The following is an 18,122-nucleotide window of genomic DNA, read 5'->3' on the forward strand; positions in this document are numbered from 1 at the left end:
CTCAGCAGATCCGTGGCAATTGCAGGCCATGGGGCACCTCCAGCAGCCGCGCGCCGCCGTAGGGACCGAGCAGGCTGAGCCGTCCCGGCGAAGCCGGCGCCCTTACCTCGCCGATAATGCGGGCATGCCGGCCCAGGGGATGAGCCTGCCACAACGCCAGGGCCTGCCCGGCCTGCTCGGGGGCGATCACCATGGCGGCCAGCCCTTCATTGGCAAGCAGCAGCGGCTCCAGCCCCAGCAGTTCGCACAACGCCCGGGTCTGCGGGCGAATGGGCAGATCCTGTTCGGTCAGCCGAATCTCCACCGACGACGCCTCGGCCATTTCGTTCAGCACCCCTCCCAGGCCGCCGCGGGTGGCGTCGCGCAGGCAGCGCACGCCCGCGCATTGCGCCAGCACCGGCTGAATAAGCGTGTGCAGGGCGGCACAGTCGCTGGCAAGCTTCCCCTCCAGTCCCAGCTCTTCCCGGGCCAGCATGACGGCGGCGCCGTGATCCCCTACATGACCGTTGATCAGCACTTTGTCGCCGGGCCGGGCCGCGGCAACGGACAGGGTCAGCCCCGCCGGGATCACTCCCACGCCGGTGGTGTTGATAAAGAGTTTGTCGGCCATGCCCCGTTCCACCACCTTGGTATCCCCGGTGACGATGGTAACCCCGGCCTGGCGGGCGGCCTCGGCCATGGAGCCGACCAGGCGTTGCAGCAGCGGCAGCGGCAGTCCTTCCTCGATGATAAAGGCGGCACTCAGATAAAGCGGCACGGCCCCGCCCACGGCCAGATCGTTCAAGGTGCCGCACACCGCCAGCTTGCCGATGTCGCCCCCGGGAAATTCCAGCGGGCTGACCACAAAGCTGTCGGTGGTCAGCGCCAGCCGGTCCCCCCGGGCCTGCAGGCCGGCCAATGGCAAGCGGGCCTGATCCTCCTTTTGCAGCAAGGGCATATCGCCAAAGGCGGACAGAAACAGGCCGTCGATCAACCCATGCATGGCCCCGCCCCCGGCCCCGTGAGCCAGGGTGATGGTCTCTTCGGCGCTAGTCACGGCGGGCCTCCTCGGGGTGGTCTTGCTCGGGCCGGTACTGGTAGTAGGCGGCACAGGCGCCCTCGCTCGATACCATCAGGGCTCCCTCCGGGTGCTCGGGGGTGCACCGGCGGCGAAACAGCGGGCACTGATCCGGCTTGATCCGGCCGGTGAGCACGCCATGGCACCAGGCAGGATCACCGGCGGCCTTGGCCGGCCCGGCCACGGCCAGCAGCCCGGTCGCATCCAGATGCCGGTATGGTGCGCGTATCCGCACCCCCGAGCCCGGCACCCGGCCAAGGCCGCGCCAGTGGCCGTCAACGCCCGATTCAAACGCCTGCTCGATTGCTTGCAGGGCGGCCGGATTGCCTGTGTCCGCCACCACCCGGGCATAGGCGTTTTCGATGTCACAACGCCCCTGATCCAGCTGCAACACCAGCTGATACAGGGCCTGCAGAAAGTCCACCGGCTCAAAGCCGGCAATCACCAGCGGCTTGTGGTACTGCCGAGCAATGGGGGCATACACCCGGCTGCCGATCACCATGCTGACATGCCCCGGCCCCACAAAGCCATCCAGCTTAACCTCGCCCGCCTCAAGCAGGCCGGTCAGGGTCGGCATCAGCCGAATGTGGTGACAGAGAAAACGCAGGTTACCGATGCCGGCCCGGTCGGCGGCCAGAATCGAATGGGCGGTGCCCGGCATGGTGGTATCGAAACCGATGGCAAAAAACACCACCTGTTTGCGGGGATGTGCCTTTGCCAGCGCCAGGGCGTCATAGGGGGAATAAAGCACCCTCACCCCGGCGCCCTCGGCTTTGGCCTGCAGCAAACTGCCCCGGCTGCCCGGCACCCGCAGCGGATCACCAAAGCTTGCCAGGATCACGTTGGGCTGCCGGGCCAGAGCGACCGCCTGATCCACCGCCGCCACCGGCAGCACGCACACCGGGCAGCCGGGGCCGTGAATAAACTCGATGGCATCAGGGATGAGCTGGTGCAGCCCGAAACGAAAAATGGCATGGGTATGGCCGCCACACACTTCCATGATCTGCAAGGGCCGGCCAAGGCGCGCCGCCACCCGTCCGGCCACCGGGGTCATGGCGGCCAGCAGGGCCCGTACCCGGTCGGCATCACGAAAGTCTGTGTTAAGGCTCATCACATTCCCTCTGCTCAATTTGCGCCAGCAAGGCCAGGGTGCGGTCGGCTTCCTGCTGGTCAATCAGCGCCATGGCAAAACCCACATGCAGCAACACCCACTTCCCCACCAGCGTCGAGAGTGCGCGCCCATCGGCAGCCAGCAGCGCGATATTGATTTGCCGGCGTACCCCGGCAGTCTCTGCCAGCGCCAGGCCGGCGTCGGCATCCACAATGCTCACGATTCGGGCCGGTATTCCCAGGCACATAAACACCCCCTTCCCCTCGGCGCAGGTCGAAACAACCTGCTCGCGCCGGCTAACGCGGCGCCTTCCCCCTGCTCCTGCCCCGGGCAAGGGCGATGGCGGCCTGACCCAGGGCAATGCCCCCGTCGTTGCTGGGCACCCGGCTTTGGGTCAGTACCGTCAGCCCCATGGCTTCCAGCGCCTCAACCAGGGCCGCCAGCAGCAGGCGGTTTTGCATCACACCACCGCTCAGGGCCACGACGTCAAAGCGAGCTTGGCGTTGCAACTGCTGCACCATTCGGCACAGCCCACTCACTAAACTTAGGTGAAAATTGGCCGCCAGCACCGCTTCGCTTGCTCCCGCCAGCAGGGCATTGATCATCATGGGCCACATCGGGGCCGGGTCCAGTTGCCAGAGTCCGCCTTCTCGGCTTACCCGAACGTCATAACAGGCGCTGGCCTGCACCCTGCCGGCCAGGCTTTCAAGCTTCATGGCCGCTTCCCCTTCAAAACTCTGCTCGGCAGGCGCCACGCCCAGCAGTGCCGCCACCGCATCGAACAATCGCCCCGCCGATGAGGTCAGCGGAAAACGCGGCGCCATGGCCAGCAACGTCTCGGCCTCATCCCCGAACAGTAACGGACAGCGGGATTGCAGCTCCGGCCATAAAGAAAACGATGCCCGCTGGGCCAGCAGGTTGCGCCAGGGCTGGCGGCTGGCCTGATCACCCCCCAGCAAAGGGAAAGGCCGCAGCCGCCCCAGCCGGCGGTAAGCGGTGTAATCGGCCAGCATGAACTCCCCGCCCCACAGGCTGCCGTCATCGCCAAGGCCCAGGCCGTCGAGCACCACGCCCAGCACCGGCTCATTTGGCCCATGGCTGTTTTCCACCAGGCAGGACACCAGATGGGCATGATGATGCTGCACCCGGTACAACGGCAGTCCGCGCTCCCTTGCCAGGCGCACGCCCAGCCGGGTGGCGGCATAGTCGGCATGCAAATCGACGGCAATGGCCCGGGGCTTGAGGCCCAGCAGCGCCGGCAGACGTTCCACTTCCTGCCCTAACGCATCCAGACAGGCCGGACTGGCCAGATCGCCCATGTGGGCAGACAGCACCGCCCGGCCTGAACCGGCCAGGCAGCAACTGTTTTTCAAATCCGCGCCCAGCGCCAGCACGGTGCCGTTCAGCCCGGCAGGCAGGGGGATGGGATCCGGGACAAAACCCCGGGCCCGGCGAATCAGCCTGGGCCGGCCGGCCACCACGGCCAGCACCGAATCATCGCAGCGGTTCACTATGGGTCGGTTATGCAGCAGAAACGCATCGGCCAGTGGGGCCAGCGCCGACAGGGCCTGCCGGTTACCGGTACAGATGGGCTCGCCCCCGGCATTGCCCGAGGTCATCACCAGCGGACCGTCCAGCTCGTTCAGCAACAGCCAGTGCAGCGGCGAGCTCGCCACCATCACACCGAGGTGCGCCAGCCCCGGCGCCAGCGCTTCGGCCGCCATGCCCGCCAGCTGCGGTCGCAGCCGCGCCCTGGGCAACAGCACAATGGGCGCCGCCGGGCTGCTCAGTTGCACCTGCTCGGCGTCATTCAGTTCAAACCAGGCGTCCACTTGCGCCAGATCCCGCATCATGACCGCAAAGGGCTTGGCGGGTCTGTACTTGCGCTCGCGCAATAACCCAATGGCCGTTGCCGAGCCGGCATCGCAGGCCAGCTGAAACCCGCCAATGCCCTTGAGCGCCAGCACTCGACCTTGCTTCAGCCAGGTGGCACATTGCGCCAGCAGGCTCGCCGCGGCCCCCCGGATATGCTGCCCTTCGGCACCTTGCAGCCACAAATGCGGACCGCAAACGGCACAGGCCACGGGCTCGGCATGAAAACGCCGGTTGCCGGGATCGCCATACTCTTCATCACAGGCAGTGCACAGGGCAAACTCCGCCATGGCGGTATGGGCCCTGTCCCAGGGCAGGGCCCGCACGATGGAATAGCGGGGGCCACAATTCGTGCAGTTGATAAAGGGGTAACCATGGCGCCGGTCGGTTGCGTCGTTCAGCTCCGCCAGACACGCCGCACAAGGCGCCAGATCCGGCGGGATCCGGGCGCCCTGTCCCTTCGTCTGGCTGTTCACCACTCCAAACTCGCGGGGCACGGACACCCAGTCAAAGGGCTCGGTATCGATACGCTCAATGCGGGCATGAGGCGGGCACTCGGCCCACAACCGCCGGCAAAACGCCGCCACCGTGGGCTCATCGGCGGCCAGCCGGATTTGCACTCCGGCGCCGATATTGCCGACCTCCCCCACCAGACCGAGCCCGGTGGCCAGCCGATAAACAAAGGGGCGAAAGCCCACCCCCTGCACACACCCGGTAATGTGCAGGCGGTAACCCGCCGGCGCTTCGCTCGCCAGGCCGGGCGGCATCAGCTCTTCCGTTACATAGCCATGCAGGCGCCGGCACAATGCCGGCAGGGCACAAGCCAGCTCATGGCTGAGCTCGAGGGTACAGGGCGTAAAACGGTGCCCGCCAATCACCATCAGATCGACAACCGGGGCCGGTGATACCAGTTGCGGCACCAGCGCCAGCAGCCCCTTGATGCCGCCGCCATGTTCAGCCCCATCACTGCCCGCCAGTGCGTCCGCCGTCACATTGCGCAAAAGATTAATGCCGCCCGCACGCCCGGCGGTCAAAAAAGTGTCCACCAGTATCACGCGCCGGCAGTGGCGAAACAGCGGCAGCAGACTCACTCCTCCCGTGCCCCCGTCCACCAGCTCGACCCCGTCGGGCCAGGAAAAGCGCCGGCACAGTGCCAGCGCGCGCAGACCGGCGGCATCGTCGCCCCGCAGAGGATTCCCCAGAAACACAATCCGTACCCCGGCCGTCGCCTTCATTGCCGTCCTTCTTCGATGTCTGGTCTTTCAACTATGGCTCACCCACTAAAAACGGGCGCCGCAGCGCCCGTTTTTAGTGAAGAAGGTGCATCCGTCATTCCTTGCCAAAGTGCACCTCTTCTTCCTTTTCACCGGCGTGGTGAGGCGTGAAGCGTGAAGCGTGAAGCGTAAGTAATTGGAGACAAAAAACCCGGGAAACTCCCGGGTTTTTTATTGCTTCGGCCGTTATGCCTTGGCGGCGGCCTGCTGGCTGGCGGCCAGCATTTCCGCGTCGCTGCGCTTCAGTACCGAGTAGAGCACACCGGTGACGAGGGAGCCGACGGCGATCGCCAGCACGTACCACGTCAGTTGCTGGATGGCGTTGGGGATGAACAGCACGAAGATGCCGCCATGGGGTGCCAGCAGCTTGGCGCCGAACAGCATGGACAGGGCGCCGGCCAGGGCACCGCCGATCATGCAGCTCGGGATCACCCGCAGCGGATCCCGGGCCGCAAAGGGAATGGCCCCTTCGGAGATAAAGCACAGCCCCAGCACGAAGGAGGCCTTGCCCGCTTCCTGTTCGTTGGTGTTGAACTTGCGCCGGGCCAGGAAGGTGGCGATGCCCATGCCGAGCGCCGGCACCATGCCCGCCGCCATGGCCGCCGCCATGGGGCCATAGGTCTCGGACGCCAGCAGGCCGACCGAGAAGGCGTAAGCCGCCTTGTTGACCGGGCCACCCATGTCGAAGCACATCATGGCCCCGATAATGATGCCGAGCAGCACGGCGTTGGCCGAGCCCATGTTGTTGAGGAAGTCGGTCATGGTGTTCATGATGGCCGCGACGGGACCGCCGACGATGTAGATCATCACCAGGCCGGTAAAGAGGCTGGCGAACAGCGGGATGATCAGGATCGGCTTGAGCGACTCCAGGCTCTTCGGCATGGGGATGTTGCGTGCCAGGAAGCGGGCGGCATAGCCGGCCAGGAAACCGCTGGCGATACCACCGAGGAAACCGGCTCCCAGGGAGCTGGCCAGCATGCCGCCGATCATGCCGGGGGCGATGCCGGGACGGTCGGCGATGGAATAGGCGATATAGCCGGACAGCACCGGGATCATCAGGGCGAAGGCCGAGGCGCCGCCGATCTGCATCAGGGCGGCGGCCAGGGTGCCTTCCTCTTTAAAGGCCTCGATGCCGAACACGAACGACAGGGCAATGATAAGGCCCCCCGCCACCACCATGGGCAGCATGAAGGAAACCCCGGTCAGCAGGTGCTGGTAGGGGCCGGCCTGTTTCTTGTCGTCCTTGCCTTCCTGGGCGGCGCCGTTGCCCTGCCCCTGATGCTGGTACATCTTGGCTTCGGCGAGGGCGGTCTCGATGGTGAGCTTGGGCTTTTTCAGCGCCTGGCCGGTGCTGGTGCGGTAGACCCGCTTGCCGTCGAACCGGCTCAGGTTGACGTCGATGTCGGCGGCCACGATGACGCAGTCGGCGGCGGCGATGTCCTCGGCGGTAAGGGCGTTCTGGGCACCCACCGAGCCCTGGGTTTCCACCTTGATTTGGTGGCCCATGGCCTTGGCGGTCTCATTCAGGGCCTCGGCGGACATAAAGGTGTGGGCCACCCCGGTCGGGCAGGCGGTAATGGCCACCAGCCTGACGCCGGCAGCGGCGGCCGGCGCGCTCCCCTGCTGCCTGACCGCCTGGCCGGCGGCCTGCTGCAGCCAGGCCTTGGGCCCGTTCAGCGCCTGCTGGATATCACTCTTGTACAACGGCTTGCCGGCAAAGCGGGACAGGTCCAGTTCGGTGCCGGCGGCCACCACCACCAGTTCGGCCTCGTCGATCTGGGCCTGGGTGAAAGGGATCACCGGCTCGAGCTGGCTGTGGCATTCCACCGTGGCCTGCCAGCCCAGTTCCTCTGCTGCCTGGCGCAACAGGCGGGCTGCCATGTAGCTGCTCGCCATGCCGCTGGGGCAGGCGGTTACGATCAATGTCTTCATTTATATCTCCTTGGCCTCGACCTGAGTGATCAGGATGGCGTTTTGATAGTCACTGACTTCCTTTTGATTGCGAATGCCTACCCCGATCTGGGTCACCGCCATCAACGACAGTGCCACGGCCCGGCGCAGGGTCTCTGCTTCTTCCAGTCCTTCCACGAAACCGGCGCACAGGCCGGCCACCAGGCTGTCCCCTGCCCCGACGGTGCTGACCACCTTGACCTTGGGCACCTGGGCCCGCCAGTACCCCTTGGGGCTGAACCAGTGCACGCCGTCGGCACCGGCCGACACCACCACGTGCTCGATGCCCTGGGCCTGCAGCTCGCGGGCGCAGGCGGCGAGATCCGCATCATCCTGGATGGGCCGGCCGACCAGGCCGGCCAGCTCGTCGATATTGGGCTTGATCAGCGCCGGCAGGCCCTTGATGCCCGCCCGCAGCGCCTCGCCGCTGGCGTCCAGCAGGACCGCCTTGCCCCGCTCCCGCCACATTTCGATCATGCCTTCGAGCTGCTGGGGGTGGACCCCGGGCGGCAGGCTGCCCGCCACCACCAGGGTGTCGAAGTTGTTGGCCAGGGATTCCAGCCGCGCCAGCAGCCGGTTCCAGTCCACGTCGGTCACCTTGAGGCCGGGCAGGTTGATGTCGGTGACCCGACCGTCCCCCTCACTGACTTTGACGTTGACCCGGGTATCGCCCGCCAGGCGCACGAAGTCGTCTTCGATGCCGTGCTGGCTGAACAGGGCCCGGAACGACGAGTCGTTGTTCAGGCCGAGAAAGCCGCAGGCCCGGGGGGTATGGCCCAGATCGGCCAGCACCCGTGCCACGTTGATGCCCTTGCCGGCCGCACCCAGGTGGCCGGACTTGGCGAGGTTCACCTCGCCAGGCTTGAGAGAATCCAGGGAGACCGTCAGATCCAGGGCCGGATTCAGGGTCAGGGTCAGTATGCTCATTTGGCTTCTCCTACCAGGGCCCGCACCGCATTGGCATCACTGGCCTTGAGGGCCTGCTCGGCCAGTTGTTGACACTCGCTCAGGCTCCAGTCGCGGACCTGGGCCTTGACCATGGGCACCCGTTTGAGGCTGACCGACAGCTCATCCACCCCCAGGCCCACCAGCAGCGGCAGCGCCTTGGGATCCGAGCCCAGCTCGCCGCACACCCCGACCCACTTGCCCTTGGCGTGGGCGGCGTCGACGGTCATCTTGATGAGGCGCAGCACCGCCGGGTTGAGGCCGTCGGACAGGCTGGCCAGCTCGCCGTTGCCGCGGTCCACCGCCAGGGTATATTGGGTCAGGTCGTTGGTGCCGATGCTGAAGAAATCGGCCTCGTCGGCAAACACCTGGGCGTTGAGGGCGGCGGAAGGCACTTCCACCATGATGCCCACCTGCACGTCCTTGGCATTCACCTCGGCCTGGACCTTGTCGAACATGTCCTTGGCCCAGCGCCATTCGGACCAGTCCGCCACCATCGGGAACATGATGCGGATGGGCTGGTCACCGGCGGCGGTCAGCAGGGCCCGCAGCTGGGTTTCCAGCAGCTCGGGCTTCTGCATGCACAGGCGGATGCCGCGCACCCCGAGGAAGGGGTTTTCCTCTTTCGGCACCGGCCAGTAGGGCAGCGGCTTGTCACCGCCCACGTCCAGGGTCCGGGCCACCAGGGGGCGGCCGTCGAGGGCGTCGATGGCCTTCTTGTACTCGGCAATCTGGGCATCCAGGCCAGGCGCACTGCTCTGGGCCATGAACACGAACTCGGTGCGCAACAGGCCCACGCCCTCGGCGCCGGCCTCCACCGCCTCCACCGCCTTGGCGGTCTCACCCAGGTTGGCACAGATCTCCATGCGATGGCCGTCGCGGGTGGTCGCATGCTGATCGCGGCTGGCCCAGGCCTTTTCCGCCAGTTCCTTCTCTTGCTGCTGGCGGACCTTGGCCTGCGCCAGCTGCTCGGCCTCGGGCGCCACCCAGAGGGTACCGGCCTCGCCGTTCAGTATCACTTCGGTGCCCTGCTTCAGGGTCATGACCGCGCCGCCCATGGCCACCAGGGCCGGGATGCCCAGCGAGCGGGCCAGGATGGCGCTGTGGGAAGAGGCGCCACCGCCGGCGGTGACCATGCCCAGCACCTTGGCCGGATCCATGTTGACCACGTCGGAGGGGCCGATGTCTTCCGCCACCCAGACATAGGGGGTATCCGGCTTCTGCGGCAGGCTGGTATTGCACAGAATGGCCATCACCCGCCGACCGATGTCGCGGATGTCGGCGGCCCGCTCGGCGAGCAGGGCATCGGGGCTGGCGGCCTGCAGGGTGGCGGCGGAGTCGATTTCGCTCCACCAGCCGGCGGCGGCGGACTGCCCCTTCTGGATACGTTCGGCGGCGCCTTCCGCCAGGGAAGGATCGTCCAGCAGCTCCTGGTGCATGGCCATGATTTCCTTGGCCTGGGGCTGGGTCGCCTTGGCCACGCTGGCGGCCAGGTCGCTGTGGGCCTGCTTGATGGCGGCGCTCAGCTTGCCCTGTTCGGCGGCGGCATCGCTGGCCTTTTCCGGATACTCGAACTGAATGGGGGCCTCCACGAACACCGGCCCGATGGCGGTGCCCGGCGAGGCGGCCACGCCCTGTACTTCGGTGTTGGGGGCAATATCGTGCACCTGATGGATCTCGGGCTGCTCGGCCTCGGCCACCGGGGCGGCCGCAAGCGGGGCGAGTTCTTCTCCCAGGCCGCTGTTCACCGCCTCGACCAGGCCGTTCAGAGCGGCCTCGGCATCGGTACCCTCGGCCTTGAATACCAACTGGTGGCCGGCCTTGACGCCCAGGCTGATGACCTTCATCAGGCTCTTGGCGGACACGCTGTGGCCGTCGCCGTCCAGGTTGCGCACCTGGATGTCGGCCTCGAATTTCTTGGCGGTCTGCACCAGCATGGCGCCGGGTCGGGCGTGCAGGCCGTGGGGATTGCGCACCTCCACCAGCCGCTCGTTGGCGGCCAGGGCCGGCGTCTCGCTCTCGACCGGCGCCGGCACCACTTCCTCACCCAGGCCGGAACGCACCGCGTCCACCATGCCCTTGAGGGCGGCGTCGGCATCTTCACCGTCGGCGGTGAAAGCCAGGGTATGGCCGAGCTTGACGCCCAGGGTCATGATCTTCATCAGGCTCTTGGCGGACACGGCCTTGCCGTCGCCGCTCAGGTTACGCACCTTGATATCGGCCTGGAACTGCTTGGCGGCCTGTACCAGCATGGCACCGGGTCGGGCGTGCAGGCCGTGAGGGTTGCGTACTTCTACGGTCACCTCGCCGACGGCCAGGGCGGCCGGTCCCTGACTCAGGGCGGCGAGCAGCGCCTCGGGGGAGGACTGGGCGGCCAACTCATGGCCCTTGCCGGCGGCCAGCCAGTCGGCCAGTTGGCTCAGCAGGGTCTTGTGGGTCGCACCCTTCACCGCCAGCGCCAGCAGGGCCGCTACCGGCTGCTGCCGGTGCTCGAAGGCATCCGCGGTCACCAGCGCCGCCCGGGAGGGGCCAGTGGTCGGGGTCTGGCTCAGCCACCAGCCCTGTCCCAGGTGACTGGCGTCGCCCTTGATCAGGGCGGACTGCTCGCCGGCCGAGGCCTTCATCAGTACCGCGGCCTGTTCGGCCAGTTGGCTCAGGGAGCTGGCCTTGGCCTTGACGGCGATGCTTTCCACGCCCAGGGCCAATTCGGGCTCGCTATCGCCCTGCAATAGTTGCAGAATATCCTGCGGCTCACGGGCGGACCTGACCCGCTCGGCCAGATCGTCCTGGGACAGGGCCCGGGCCAGTTGCTTGAGCAGTCCCAGGTGCTCGTCGGAGCCGGCGGCGATGCCCAGCACCAGATAGGCTTTTTCACCGTCGCCCCACTCTACGCCTCCAGGCAGGTGGATGGCCTTGATGCCGGTTTTTTTCACCAGATGGCGGGTATCCTGGGTGCCGTGGGGAATGGCGATGCCCTGCCCCAGGTAGGTGGCGGTTTGGGCTTCACGTGCCAGCATGCCGGCCTCGTACCCGGCGGCCACATTGCCGTCCCGCTCCAGCCACTGGGCCAGCGCATTGATAACGGAAGTCTTGTCGGCCAAGGCGGCACCGATTTTTACGTCTTGTGTAGACAGTGAAAGCATGACATCACCTGCTGATTTACAAGGATATTTACACCCTAGAACAAGATGGGAATAGCTTGGGTTATTTTGTAACTGAATTCATACTGAATCGTTTCAGCCATTCAGGCAAGCTATCTGCACCGGCAGATTGCGATGATATGATCTGGTGCACATTTTGATGGATTTAACGAACGATGAAACTTGACGAAGTCGCCCGCCTGGCCGGGGTATCGCGCACCACCGCCAGCTATGTGATCAACGGCAAGGCAGAGCAGCACCGGATAAGCCAGGCCACCCAGGACAAGGTGATGGCAGTGGTGCGGGCCCACAACTACCAGCCCGACCGCCAGGCCGCCGCACTGCGCGGGGCCCTGTCACATACCTTCGGCCTGATAGTGCCGGATCTGGAAAACCCCAGTTATGCCCGCATGGCCAAGCTGCTGGAATGGCATGCCCGCAAGGCCGGTTTCCAGCTACTGGTCACCTGCTCCGATGACGAGCAGGACACCGAGAAGGACCTGGCCATGATGCTGAAAGGACGGCGGGTGGATGCCCTGATAGTGGCGTCCTGCCTGCCGCTGGATGATGAATTTTACCTGAAGATCAACCAGGAGTTGCCGGTTATCGGGGTGGACAGATCCCTGCCCTCTCCCCTGATCTATGTGAGCAGCGAAAACAAGGCCTCCTCCTTCCGGCTGACCCAGACCCTGGCCAGTCCCGAACTGGAGCAGGCCTGGCTGATCGCCGCCGCTCCGGATCTGGGCATCAGCCTGGAGCGGGAGCAGGGCTTCGTGAAGGCCCTGGAGAAAACCGGGGTGCCTTACCAGGTGCTCTATGGCGAGCGGTTCGAACGCCAGACCGCCTTCCGCCTGCTGAACGAGCTGGAGCAGGTGGACTGGCAACGGCCCCAGGCCATCGTCACCACCGCCTTCGTGTTGCTGGAAGGGGTACTCGATTATTTCTACCAGCACGAAGCCCAGTTGCCGCCCCGCCTGCGGCTCGGCACCTTCGGCGATCACCGGCTGCTCGATTTCCTGTCGAGCCCGATCAACACCATCGCCCAGGATCACCATATCGTGACTCAGCAGGTACTGAACCTGACGCTGGACGCGGTGCGGGGCAACTACCGCAGCGGCCATTACCCGGTACCGCGGATACTGCACAAGCGCTGAACCCGGGGCTGGAGTCGGTGTCGGCGCCCTGGCAACCGACGCAAACGGGCCCCGCTCGATGGGCCTGTCCTCCCGGGCTCAGGGTGCCCATCAGCGCCCGTCCGTTCGGGAGGTTCGGCCGAACATCCGCTCCCAGACCCCGTCCTGCAGCACCAGCCGGTGATAGAGCGCCGCCAGCATGTGCAGCAGCAACACCACCACCAGCAGGTTGGCCGCCAGCCGATGGGTAGCGTTGGCCAGACTCGCCAGTTGGTCCAGCGGCGAGACCCAGCCTCCAATCACCCACCAGTCGAATACCGCCACCTCCCGTCCGGCGGCCACCGACATCAGGATGCCCGACAGCGGCATTACCAGCATCAGCAGGTAGAGCAGGTGGTGGCCGGCCCGCGCCAGTTTTGCCTGCCCACCCCGGAGCACGCCGGCCGGCACCCGTGAAACCCGGTGCCACAGCAGCCGGCCCAGCAGGGGCAGCAGCAGGAGAACGCCCAGGCTCTTGTGCCAGAAGAAGGCGTCACCGCGCGCCGGCCCGCGCGGCAGGCTGCCGGCGTACCATCCCAGACCGATGATCAGGAAAATCAAAAGTGCCATGCCGAGGTGCAGGAACCGGCTGGTCACGCCATAGCGTTGTGCGTTATTGCCCCATTGCATCTGTTGTGTGTCTCCCGTTAGCAGTGTCGGGGAAGACTATCCATTTGATCCCGCAGATTGATGTCAAGTTGTGACATCTTGTGACAGGGCCCAGCGCTCCATCGCCTCGCCCGACTCCAGGAAAAACCGCCCTTCGCGCAAGGGGGCCCGGACGCTCAGTCGTTCGCCGCCATAGCCGAACGCCAGTTGCCAGGCGTGTAGATAGCCCCGGTCCGCCGGGCTGCCGCCGTAGCGTTCATCGCCCAGAATGGGGCTACCCAGGCTCTTTAATGCGACCCGCAGCTGGTGGGTCTTGCCGGTATAGGGCTGCAGCAGAAAGGCCCGCAGTCCCTCGGCAAGCGGAGTGCTGTAAAAGCGGGTGATGGCCGGATTGAGCTGGGTGCGGCACAGTTTCCAACTGCCACCCCGGGCCTTTTCCATGTCGCCTCTGATCAGTCCTTGTTTCTTGCTGGGTCTGCGATCCGACAGGGCCAGATAGAGCTTGCGGGTACTGCGCTCGGCGAACTGGCGGCTGAGCTCCCGGTTAGCATCCGGGGTGCGGGCCAGCAGCAGGGCGCCGGTGGTCATCTTGTCGAGCCGGTGCACCGGGTAGAGCGGCTCGCCCAGTGCCTCGCTCAGTCGGCGTACCAGACCCGGGCTGTCTCCTTCCTGGTGCATGCCGAGACCGGCGGGCTTGTTGATCACGTAGAAATGGTCGTGGCGTAACAGTATGTCCATGGGCTCACTCCGGGAGGGATAATGCAAAAAGCCCGCTGCGATGACGCAGCGGGCTTTTCAGGTCTGGCGGAGGAGGTGGGATTTGAACCCACGGTGGGCTATTAACCCACGCCGGTTTTCAAGACCGGTGCATTCAACCACTCTGCCACCCCTCCGGACAGCGCGCATCATACTTGCACCGACCGGAGCTGTAAATAGGGCGGGATTCAACTGCTTTCTAAATCACCATTCTGGTCACGTTCTGACTGGGGTGCTCCCCTGGAAGGGCGATCGAAAAAATACCGGTGCAGGAATTCTTCATCCAGCGGCGACAGATCGAAATGCCGGCTCGCCTCGGCAATCAGCCGGGGTGTCAGCCGTGGCTGCTGCAGTAGCCAAGCCAGTGCCTTGCGCAAGGGTTCATGTTCGTTCATCTCAGCCTCCGAGCCTGTTGCAATACGCCACACACCTCTGGCCACGGCGTCACCCTTTAATTTTTTATATATTTTAAATACAATTTAACGCTCTGCCGAGTTCCAACGACACGCAATTTCTCATTGCCACCGAGGTCTGCATGCATTTTAAACACCGGCTGCGCGATGCCACCCTGGCCGGTCTGGCCGCCTTTGTTGCCGTCATCTGCCTGAGCTACCTGAAAAGCTGGGCCCACTTCATGGTGCTGAGTGCGCCCCTCGGTGCCACCCTGGTGCTGCTGCTGCTGCTGCCTTCGGCGCCCCTGTCACGGCCCAAGCACGTGGTCCTGGGACACCTGTTGACCACCAGCGTGGCGGTGATCGGGCTGGAGTTGCTCCCGGATCCCATCTTGGGGCTGGCCGTCTGCTTCGGCCTGGGAATCACCCTGATGGTGCTGACCGATACCCTGCACCCACCGGCCGGCGCCAACCCGATACTGATCTACCTGTCCGGTGCCCATCTGCCACCGATGGACTTCATCCTGCCCACCCTGTCCGGCACCCTGTTCATGGTGGCCTTCGCCAGCCTCTATCACCGCGCCTTTACCCATCGCCGTTATCCCTTCGGTCCCAAGGCGGCGCCGTCAGCGGCGGGAAACACTCCCCGGGCCGGTGGCAAGCAGGAGCGCTGCGGGAAGAAATCTTCATAAAAAGAATCTTCACATGAAGATTTATATAAAATTGTGACTCCCTTCACAACCTCACTGGTAACAGTTGGGTAACATTGCGTTACCGTTAACTTGATACAAGTTAACGGAATTTATAACCCAATATAATCCACAATATTGTATACAAAAGTGACAGGGAGTCATGATGAGAAAAACCGCCTTAGCGCTGCTGGTAACCGTGGCCGCCGCCCCCGTATTCGCTGCTGACTGGAGTTCAACCGAACTCCAGTATCAGCTGGGCAGCCTGAAGCAGAATCCCTTCGGGGCCGATCCCGATCAGCAGTCGACCACTCATATCTACACCCTGCAACACGCCAGCGGCTGGAAATACGGTGACAACTTCTTCTTTATCGACTACTCCGACTGGGACGACGGTCAACGGCAGCGGGACTGGTATGGGGAAGCCTATTTCAACTTCAGCCTCGGCAAAATCGGCGGCACCGAACTGGCCCTGGGCCCGATCAAGGACGTCGGGCTGGTGCTGGGAGTCAATGCGGGAGGTGACAGCAAGATCCGCAAGTACCTGCCAGGTATCCAGCTGGCTCTCGATGTACCCGGCGCCGCCTTCTTCAATACCCTGGTCACCGCTTACATCGACGACAATCTGGGCGTCGCCAACGGCGGGGCTCCCAAGGAAGGTAACAGCTGGATGCTGGACACCGCCTGGGCCTTTCCCTTCGCCTTCGCCGGTCACGACTTCAGCCTGGAAGGCCACGCCGAATACATCGGCAGTCGCACCAACGAATTCGGCGACAAGGTCAAGGCCCATATCCTGGCCCAGCCCCAACTGCGCTACGATCTGGGCAAGACCCTGTTCAATGATCCCCAGCGGCTGTTCGTTGGCGTAGAGTACCAGTACTGGCACAACAAGTTCGGCAGCGATGTCAACGAAAGCGCGGTGCAGGGACTGGCGGTCTGGCGCTTCTGACAGTAGCGAAGAAGAGCGCCGCGGCGCTCTTCTGCTCTATGCACAGGGATAATGGGAAGTAGGCAGACAGCTTAGAAATGCCATTCCAGCTGGAAGGTCGGTGCGCGGGTATCCACTCCCGGCTTGCCGTGGTTGCCGAACTTGTTGTCCCAGTATTCGTAGCCGACACCGGCCCAGAGGGTGTTGCTCTTGTTGAAGGCCAGCTGGCCCACATCCACCATCAGCGAGCTGCGTGACAGTATCTCCGGCTTGGTGCCGTTGTTGAAATAGTCATCCCCCTTCTCGGTGTTGTAATTGGCAAAGCCCTGGAACTTCATCGGCACCGGACCGGCCTGGAATGGCAGCCCCCAGGCCAGGCTGACCACATAATAGGGATCGAAGCTGATATCGTTGCTGTTGCCCGGGGCACCGCAACCGGGCAAGCCACAGTGGTTCTGCTCATAGGCATAGAGCAGGCTCAGGTCTACAAAGCCCTTGGGCACACCGAACTTCAGGGTGGGACCCGCCACCAGCATGCGCTTGCGCGGGGCGAAGGTGGTGTTCTTGGTGTTCAGATCGAAACCGGCGGTCAGGGCGACTTCCTTGACCGGGCCAAAAGCCAGATCGGTGTCGAACACCTTGCCCAGGTGCAGCTGGTGGCGATAGGTCAGATAAGCTTCCACCGCGCCTTTGTCGCTGCCGTTCGCCCTGTCGTTGCCGTCCGACTGCAGCAGATCCAGGTTAAAGAAGTTCTGTCCGTAGGTGTAACCACTGGCGTGGGTCAGCTGAAGGACATGCTTCTCGATATCCTCGGGGTTATTCGGCTCGGTGAACTGGGTGCCGTACCTGTAGCCGATATAGGTATCGGACCAGGTGGCGGCACTGAGCTGGGGGGCGGCGGATACCGCCAGTGCCAATGCAGAAAGGGTAAAAATACGCTTGCCGATGCGCTTCATATCCGTGATTCCCTCACATTCTTGAAGTGTGACTTCCTGATTTTTATGAATACAAAAACGTTAGTTAATGTGCCTTTTTAGCTTATTGTTAAAGCACAAAAATGATTACATAAAACAACTATAAAGATCTACATTTTGTTCACAAAAACACAAACAAAAAAGACCACAGTGGCATTGCCACCATGGTCTTGGCAAAGCGGGACGGCTCAGGCTCAATACATCTGGTCGGGAGCCAGCTCGGTAGATACCACCATCAGGGCTGCCCTGTGCCCGTCCGCGACCTTGGCATTGGGGAAAATGACCGCCTCCTCCCGTTCCCGCACGAACCAGCGTTGGTCGCCGTCTTCCGCCAGCAGGGTGCCGGCGGGAAAGGCAGTGAAATTGGCAACGTCGTCGGCGAAATGGAAGTGAAAGTCGCCACTCTGCTTGACGATTTCCTGGCATACCCGGAACACCCGGATCTGGTCGAGCGCGACCGGGGCTGCCTGCCAGGCGGGTTCGCCGATCAGTGTCTCCAGGCTGCGCTCCATGGCGGCGAAGCGGCTGGCATCGTTCTGACCGAAGGGCATCACCTTGCCCAGCTCGACGGTGAAGGCATGAGCCCCGAAGCCGCGGGCACTGAAATAGCTGAAGGTAGTGGTAGGGCCATGGGCCAGCAGTATGGTGTCCACACCGGCCCCCGCCAGGAAGGACAGCTGTTGACGGCAGTAGGGCGCACCATGGGGAAAGGGGTAGATGGCGAATTTTTCGTAGGCGGAAGGCCGGATAGCCGTGTGCAGATCGTAATGCAGCCGCTCGACGCCCCGGCGCGCCTCGAAGAAGCGCGCCACATAGCGCTCGAGCCTGGCCGCCCGCTCCCGCTCCCGGCTGTGCCTGCCGCCCCTGGCGTGAGCACCGGAAAACAGCCGATTGAGGTTTTCTTCCAGCTCCCGCACGCCCAGATTCATCGCCGCCGGATTGCCGAAGATCAGCAACAGCCGCTGGCGGCAGGGCAAGCGACCGGTCACGATGCCCTGCAACAGCCGTTCGCACAGCTCGATGGGGGCGGTCTCATTGCCGTGGATGCCACAGGAAAGCACTATGTCCTTGTCCGCCGGCGAGGCCGGCTCGATGCAGAGGACGCCGGTGTCCCACACCTGGATGTCGCCGCCATCGGGCAAGCTGTCGCTGAAGGGGGCAAGTTCCCAGGGATGCTCCCTGCTGAGGGTCAAAAAATCACCGAGCCGGCTTCCGTTCACATTTACCTCCAGTAACATCATTAAAAGCAAAAT

General features: G+C 64.2%; 15 protein-coding genes, 1 tRNA gene and 2 pseudogenes. 3 read left to right on the forward strand and 15 right to left on the reverse strand.

The annotated features are described in order from the left end of the window. Position 1: 1 nt before the first annotated feature. From hypE to fruB, 9 genes and pseudogenes are all read right to left on the reverse strand, one after another. The gene (gene hypE / locus ACT7DK_RS11230; RefSeq protein ID WP_445399169.1) at positions 2 to 1,036 is read right to left on the reverse strand and encodes a hydrogenase expression/formation protein HypE; all 1,035 of its coding nucleotides are present in this window, start codon (positions 1,034 to 1,036) and stop codon (positions 2 to 4) included. After that, positions 1,029 to 2,168: a hydrogenase formation protein HypD gene (gene hypD / locus ACT7DK_RS11235; protein ID WP_445399171.1), complete on the reverse strand. Its 1,140-nt coding sequence runs from the start codon at positions 2,166 to 2,168 to the stop codon at positions 1,029 to 1,031. The genes hypE and hypD overlap by 8 nt, the downstream gene beginning before the upstream one ends. Further along, a complete protein-coding gene (locus ACT7DK_RS11240) occupies positions 2,158 to 2,415 on the reverse strand; it encodes a HypC/HybG/HupF family hydrogenase formation chaperone (RefSeq protein ID WP_094038093.1) in 258 nt (85 codons plus the stop codon). Before ACT7DK_RS11240 ends, hypD begins: the two co-directional genes overlap by 11 nt. A gap of 49 nt (positions 2,416 to 2,464) precedes the next feature. Further along, entirely contained in the window at positions 2,465 to 5,275 is a 2,811-nt protein-coding gene (hypF, locus tag ACT7DK_RS11245) for a carbamoyltransferase HypF (protein ID WP_445399174.1), read from the reverse strand. Positions 5,276 to 5,500: 225 nt separating this feature from the next. Further along, a complete protein-coding gene (locus ACT7DK_RS11250) occupies positions 5,501 to 7,246 on the reverse strand; it encodes a PTS fructose-like transporter subunit IIB (RefSeq protein WP_445399176.1) in 1,746 nt (581 codons plus the stop codon). Beyond that, positions 7,247 to 8,191 (reverse strand): 1-phosphofructokinase, encoded by a 945-nt coding sequence (pfkB, locus tag ACT7DK_RS11255; RefSeq protein ID WP_445399178.1) that lies wholly within the window; start codon positions 8,189 to 8,191, stop codon positions 7,247 to 7,249. After that, entirely contained in the window at positions 8,188 to 9,957 is a 1,770-nt protein-coding gene (gene ptsP / locus ACT7DK_RS11260; RefSeq protein WP_445402332.1) for a phosphoenolpyruvate--protein phosphotransferase, read from the reverse strand. The genes pfkB and ptsP overlap by 4 nt, the downstream gene beginning before the upstream one ends. After that, positions 9,937 to 10,218: pseudogene (locus ACT7DK_RS11265) on the reverse strand (HPr family phosphocarrier protein); the annotation flags it as partial. The pseudogene ACT7DK_RS11265 and the gene ptsP, both read right to left, overlap by 21 nt. 42 nt (positions 10,219 to 10,260) lie before the next feature. Beyond that, positions 10,261 to 11,352 (reverse strand): annotated as a pseudogene (fruB, locus tag ACT7DK_RS11270) (fused PTS fructose transporter subunit IIA/HPr protein); the annotation flags it as partial. Positions 11,353 to 11,525: 173 nt separating this feature from the next. Here fruB and cra point away from each other — a divergent pair. Beyond that, entirely contained in the window at positions 11,526 to 12,503 is a 978-nt protein-coding gene (cra, locus tag ACT7DK_RS11275; protein WP_445399180.1) for a catabolite repressor/activator, read from the forward strand. A gap of 90 nt (positions 12,504 to 12,593) precedes the next feature. Here the strand turns inward: cra and ACT7DK_RS11280 are convergent, their stop codons facing one another. The 4 genes from ACT7DK_RS11280 to ACT7DK_RS11295 form a co-directional block, all read right to left on the reverse strand. Next, the gene (locus tag ACT7DK_RS11280) at positions 12,594 to 13,151 is read right to left on the reverse strand and encodes a cytochrome b (protein WP_445399182.1); all 558 of its coding nucleotides are present in this window, start codon (positions 13,149 to 13,151) and stop codon (positions 12,594 to 12,596) included. 63 nt (positions 13,152 to 13,214) lie between these two features. Then, positions 13,215 to 13,868 carry a TIGR01621 family pseudouridine synthase gene (locus ACT7DK_RS11285; protein ID WP_445399184.1) on the reverse strand — a complete coding sequence of 218 codons (654 nt, stop codon included), beginning with the start codon at positions 13,866 to 13,868 and terminating at the stop codon, positions 13,215 to 13,217. 64 nt (positions 13,869 to 13,932) lie between these two features. Next, positions 13,933 to 14,023, reverse strand: a tRNA-Ser gene (locus ACT7DK_RS11290). A 51-nt stretch (positions 14,024 to 14,074) separates the two neighbouring features. After that, positions 14,075 to 14,281: a hypothetical protein gene (locus ACT7DK_RS11295; protein ID WP_445399186.1), complete on the reverse strand. Its 207-nt coding sequence runs from the start codon at positions 14,279 to 14,281 to the stop codon at positions 14,075 to 14,077. Positions 14,282 to 14,421: 140 nt separating this feature from the next. Here ACT7DK_RS11295 and ACT7DK_RS11300 point away from each other — a divergent pair, with 140 nt between their 5' ends. Together ACT7DK_RS11300 and ACT7DK_RS11305 are read left to right on the forward strand one after the other, a co-directional pair. Next, a complete protein-coding gene (locus ACT7DK_RS11300; protein ID WP_445399188.1) occupies positions 14,422 to 14,970 on the forward strand; it encodes an HPP family protein in 549 nt (182 codons plus the stop codon). Between the two features lie 160 nt (positions 14,971 to 15,130). Next, on the forward strand, positions 15,131 to 15,916 hold the full coding sequence (locus ACT7DK_RS11305; RefSeq protein ID WP_445399190.1) for a nucleoside-binding protein: 786 nt from the start codon (positions 15,131 to 15,133) through the stop codon (positions 15,914 to 15,916). Positions 15,917 to 15,987: 71 nt separating this feature from the next. On the opposite strand, the gene ACT7DK_RS11310 is transcribed toward ACT7DK_RS11305, so the two are convergent. Further along, on the reverse strand, positions 15,988 to 16,851 hold the full coding sequence (locus ACT7DK_RS11310; protein ID WP_445399192.1) for a hypothetical protein: 864 nt from the start codon (positions 16,849 to 16,851) through the stop codon (positions 15,988 to 15,990). A gap of 212 nt (positions 16,852 to 17,063) precedes the next feature. Beyond that, positions 17,064 to 18,089, reverse strand: coding sequence for a succinylglutamate desuccinylase (gene astE / locus ACT7DK_RS11315; RefSeq protein WP_445399194.1), 1,026 nt, complete (start codon positions 18,087 to 18,089; stop codon positions 17,064 to 17,066). Positions 18,090 to 18,122: the final 33 nt, after the last annotated feature.

This window comes from Zobellella sp. An-6 (assembly GCF_052487945.1).

Coding starts and splice junctions, on each gene's coding strand:
- hypD (WP_445399171.1), bottom strand. CDS start 2,168: ATGAGCCTTAACACAGACTTTCGTGATGCCGACCGGGTACGGGCCCTG.
- ACT7DK_RS11240 (WP_094038093.1), bottom strand. CDS start 2,415: ATGTGCCTGGGAATACCGGCCCGAATCGTGAGCATTGTGGATGCCGAC.
- hypF (WP_445399174.1), bottom strand. CDS start 5,275: ATGAAGGCGACGGCCGGGGTACGGATTGTGTTTCTGGGGAATCCTCTG.
- ACT7DK_RS11250 (WP_445399176.1), bottom strand. CDS start 7,246: ATGAAGACATTGATCGTAACCGCCTGCCCCAGCGGCATGGCGAGCAGC.
- pfkB (WP_445399178.1), bottom strand. CDS start 8,191: ATGAGCATACTGACCCTGACCCTGAATCCGGCCCTGGATCTGACGGTC.
- cra (WP_445399180.1), top strand. CDS start 11,526: ATGAAACTTGACGAAGTCGCCCGCCTGGCCGGGGTATCGCGCACCACC.
- ACT7DK_RS11280 (WP_445399182.1), bottom strand. CDS start 13,151: ATGCAATGGGGCAATAACGCACAACGCTATGGCGTGACCAGCCGGTTC.
- ACT7DK_RS11285 (WP_445399184.1), bottom strand. CDS start 13,868: ATGGACATACTGTTACGCCACGACCATTTCTACGTGATCAACAAGCCC.
- ACT7DK_RS11295 (WP_445399186.1), bottom strand. CDS start 14,281: ATGAACGAACATGAACCCTTGCGCAAGGCACTGGCTTGGCTACTGCAG.
- ACT7DK_RS11300 (WP_445399188.1), top strand. CDS start 14,422: ATGCATTTTAAACACCGGCTGCGCGATGCCACCCTGGCCGGTCTGGCC.
- ACT7DK_RS11305 (WP_445399190.1), top strand. CDS start 15,131: ATGATGAGAAAAACCGCCTTAGCGCTGCTGGTAACCGTGGCCGCCGCC.
- ACT7DK_RS11310 (WP_445399192.1), bottom strand. CDS start 16,851: ATGAAGCGCATCGGCAAGCGTATTTTTACCCTTTCTGCATTGGCACTG.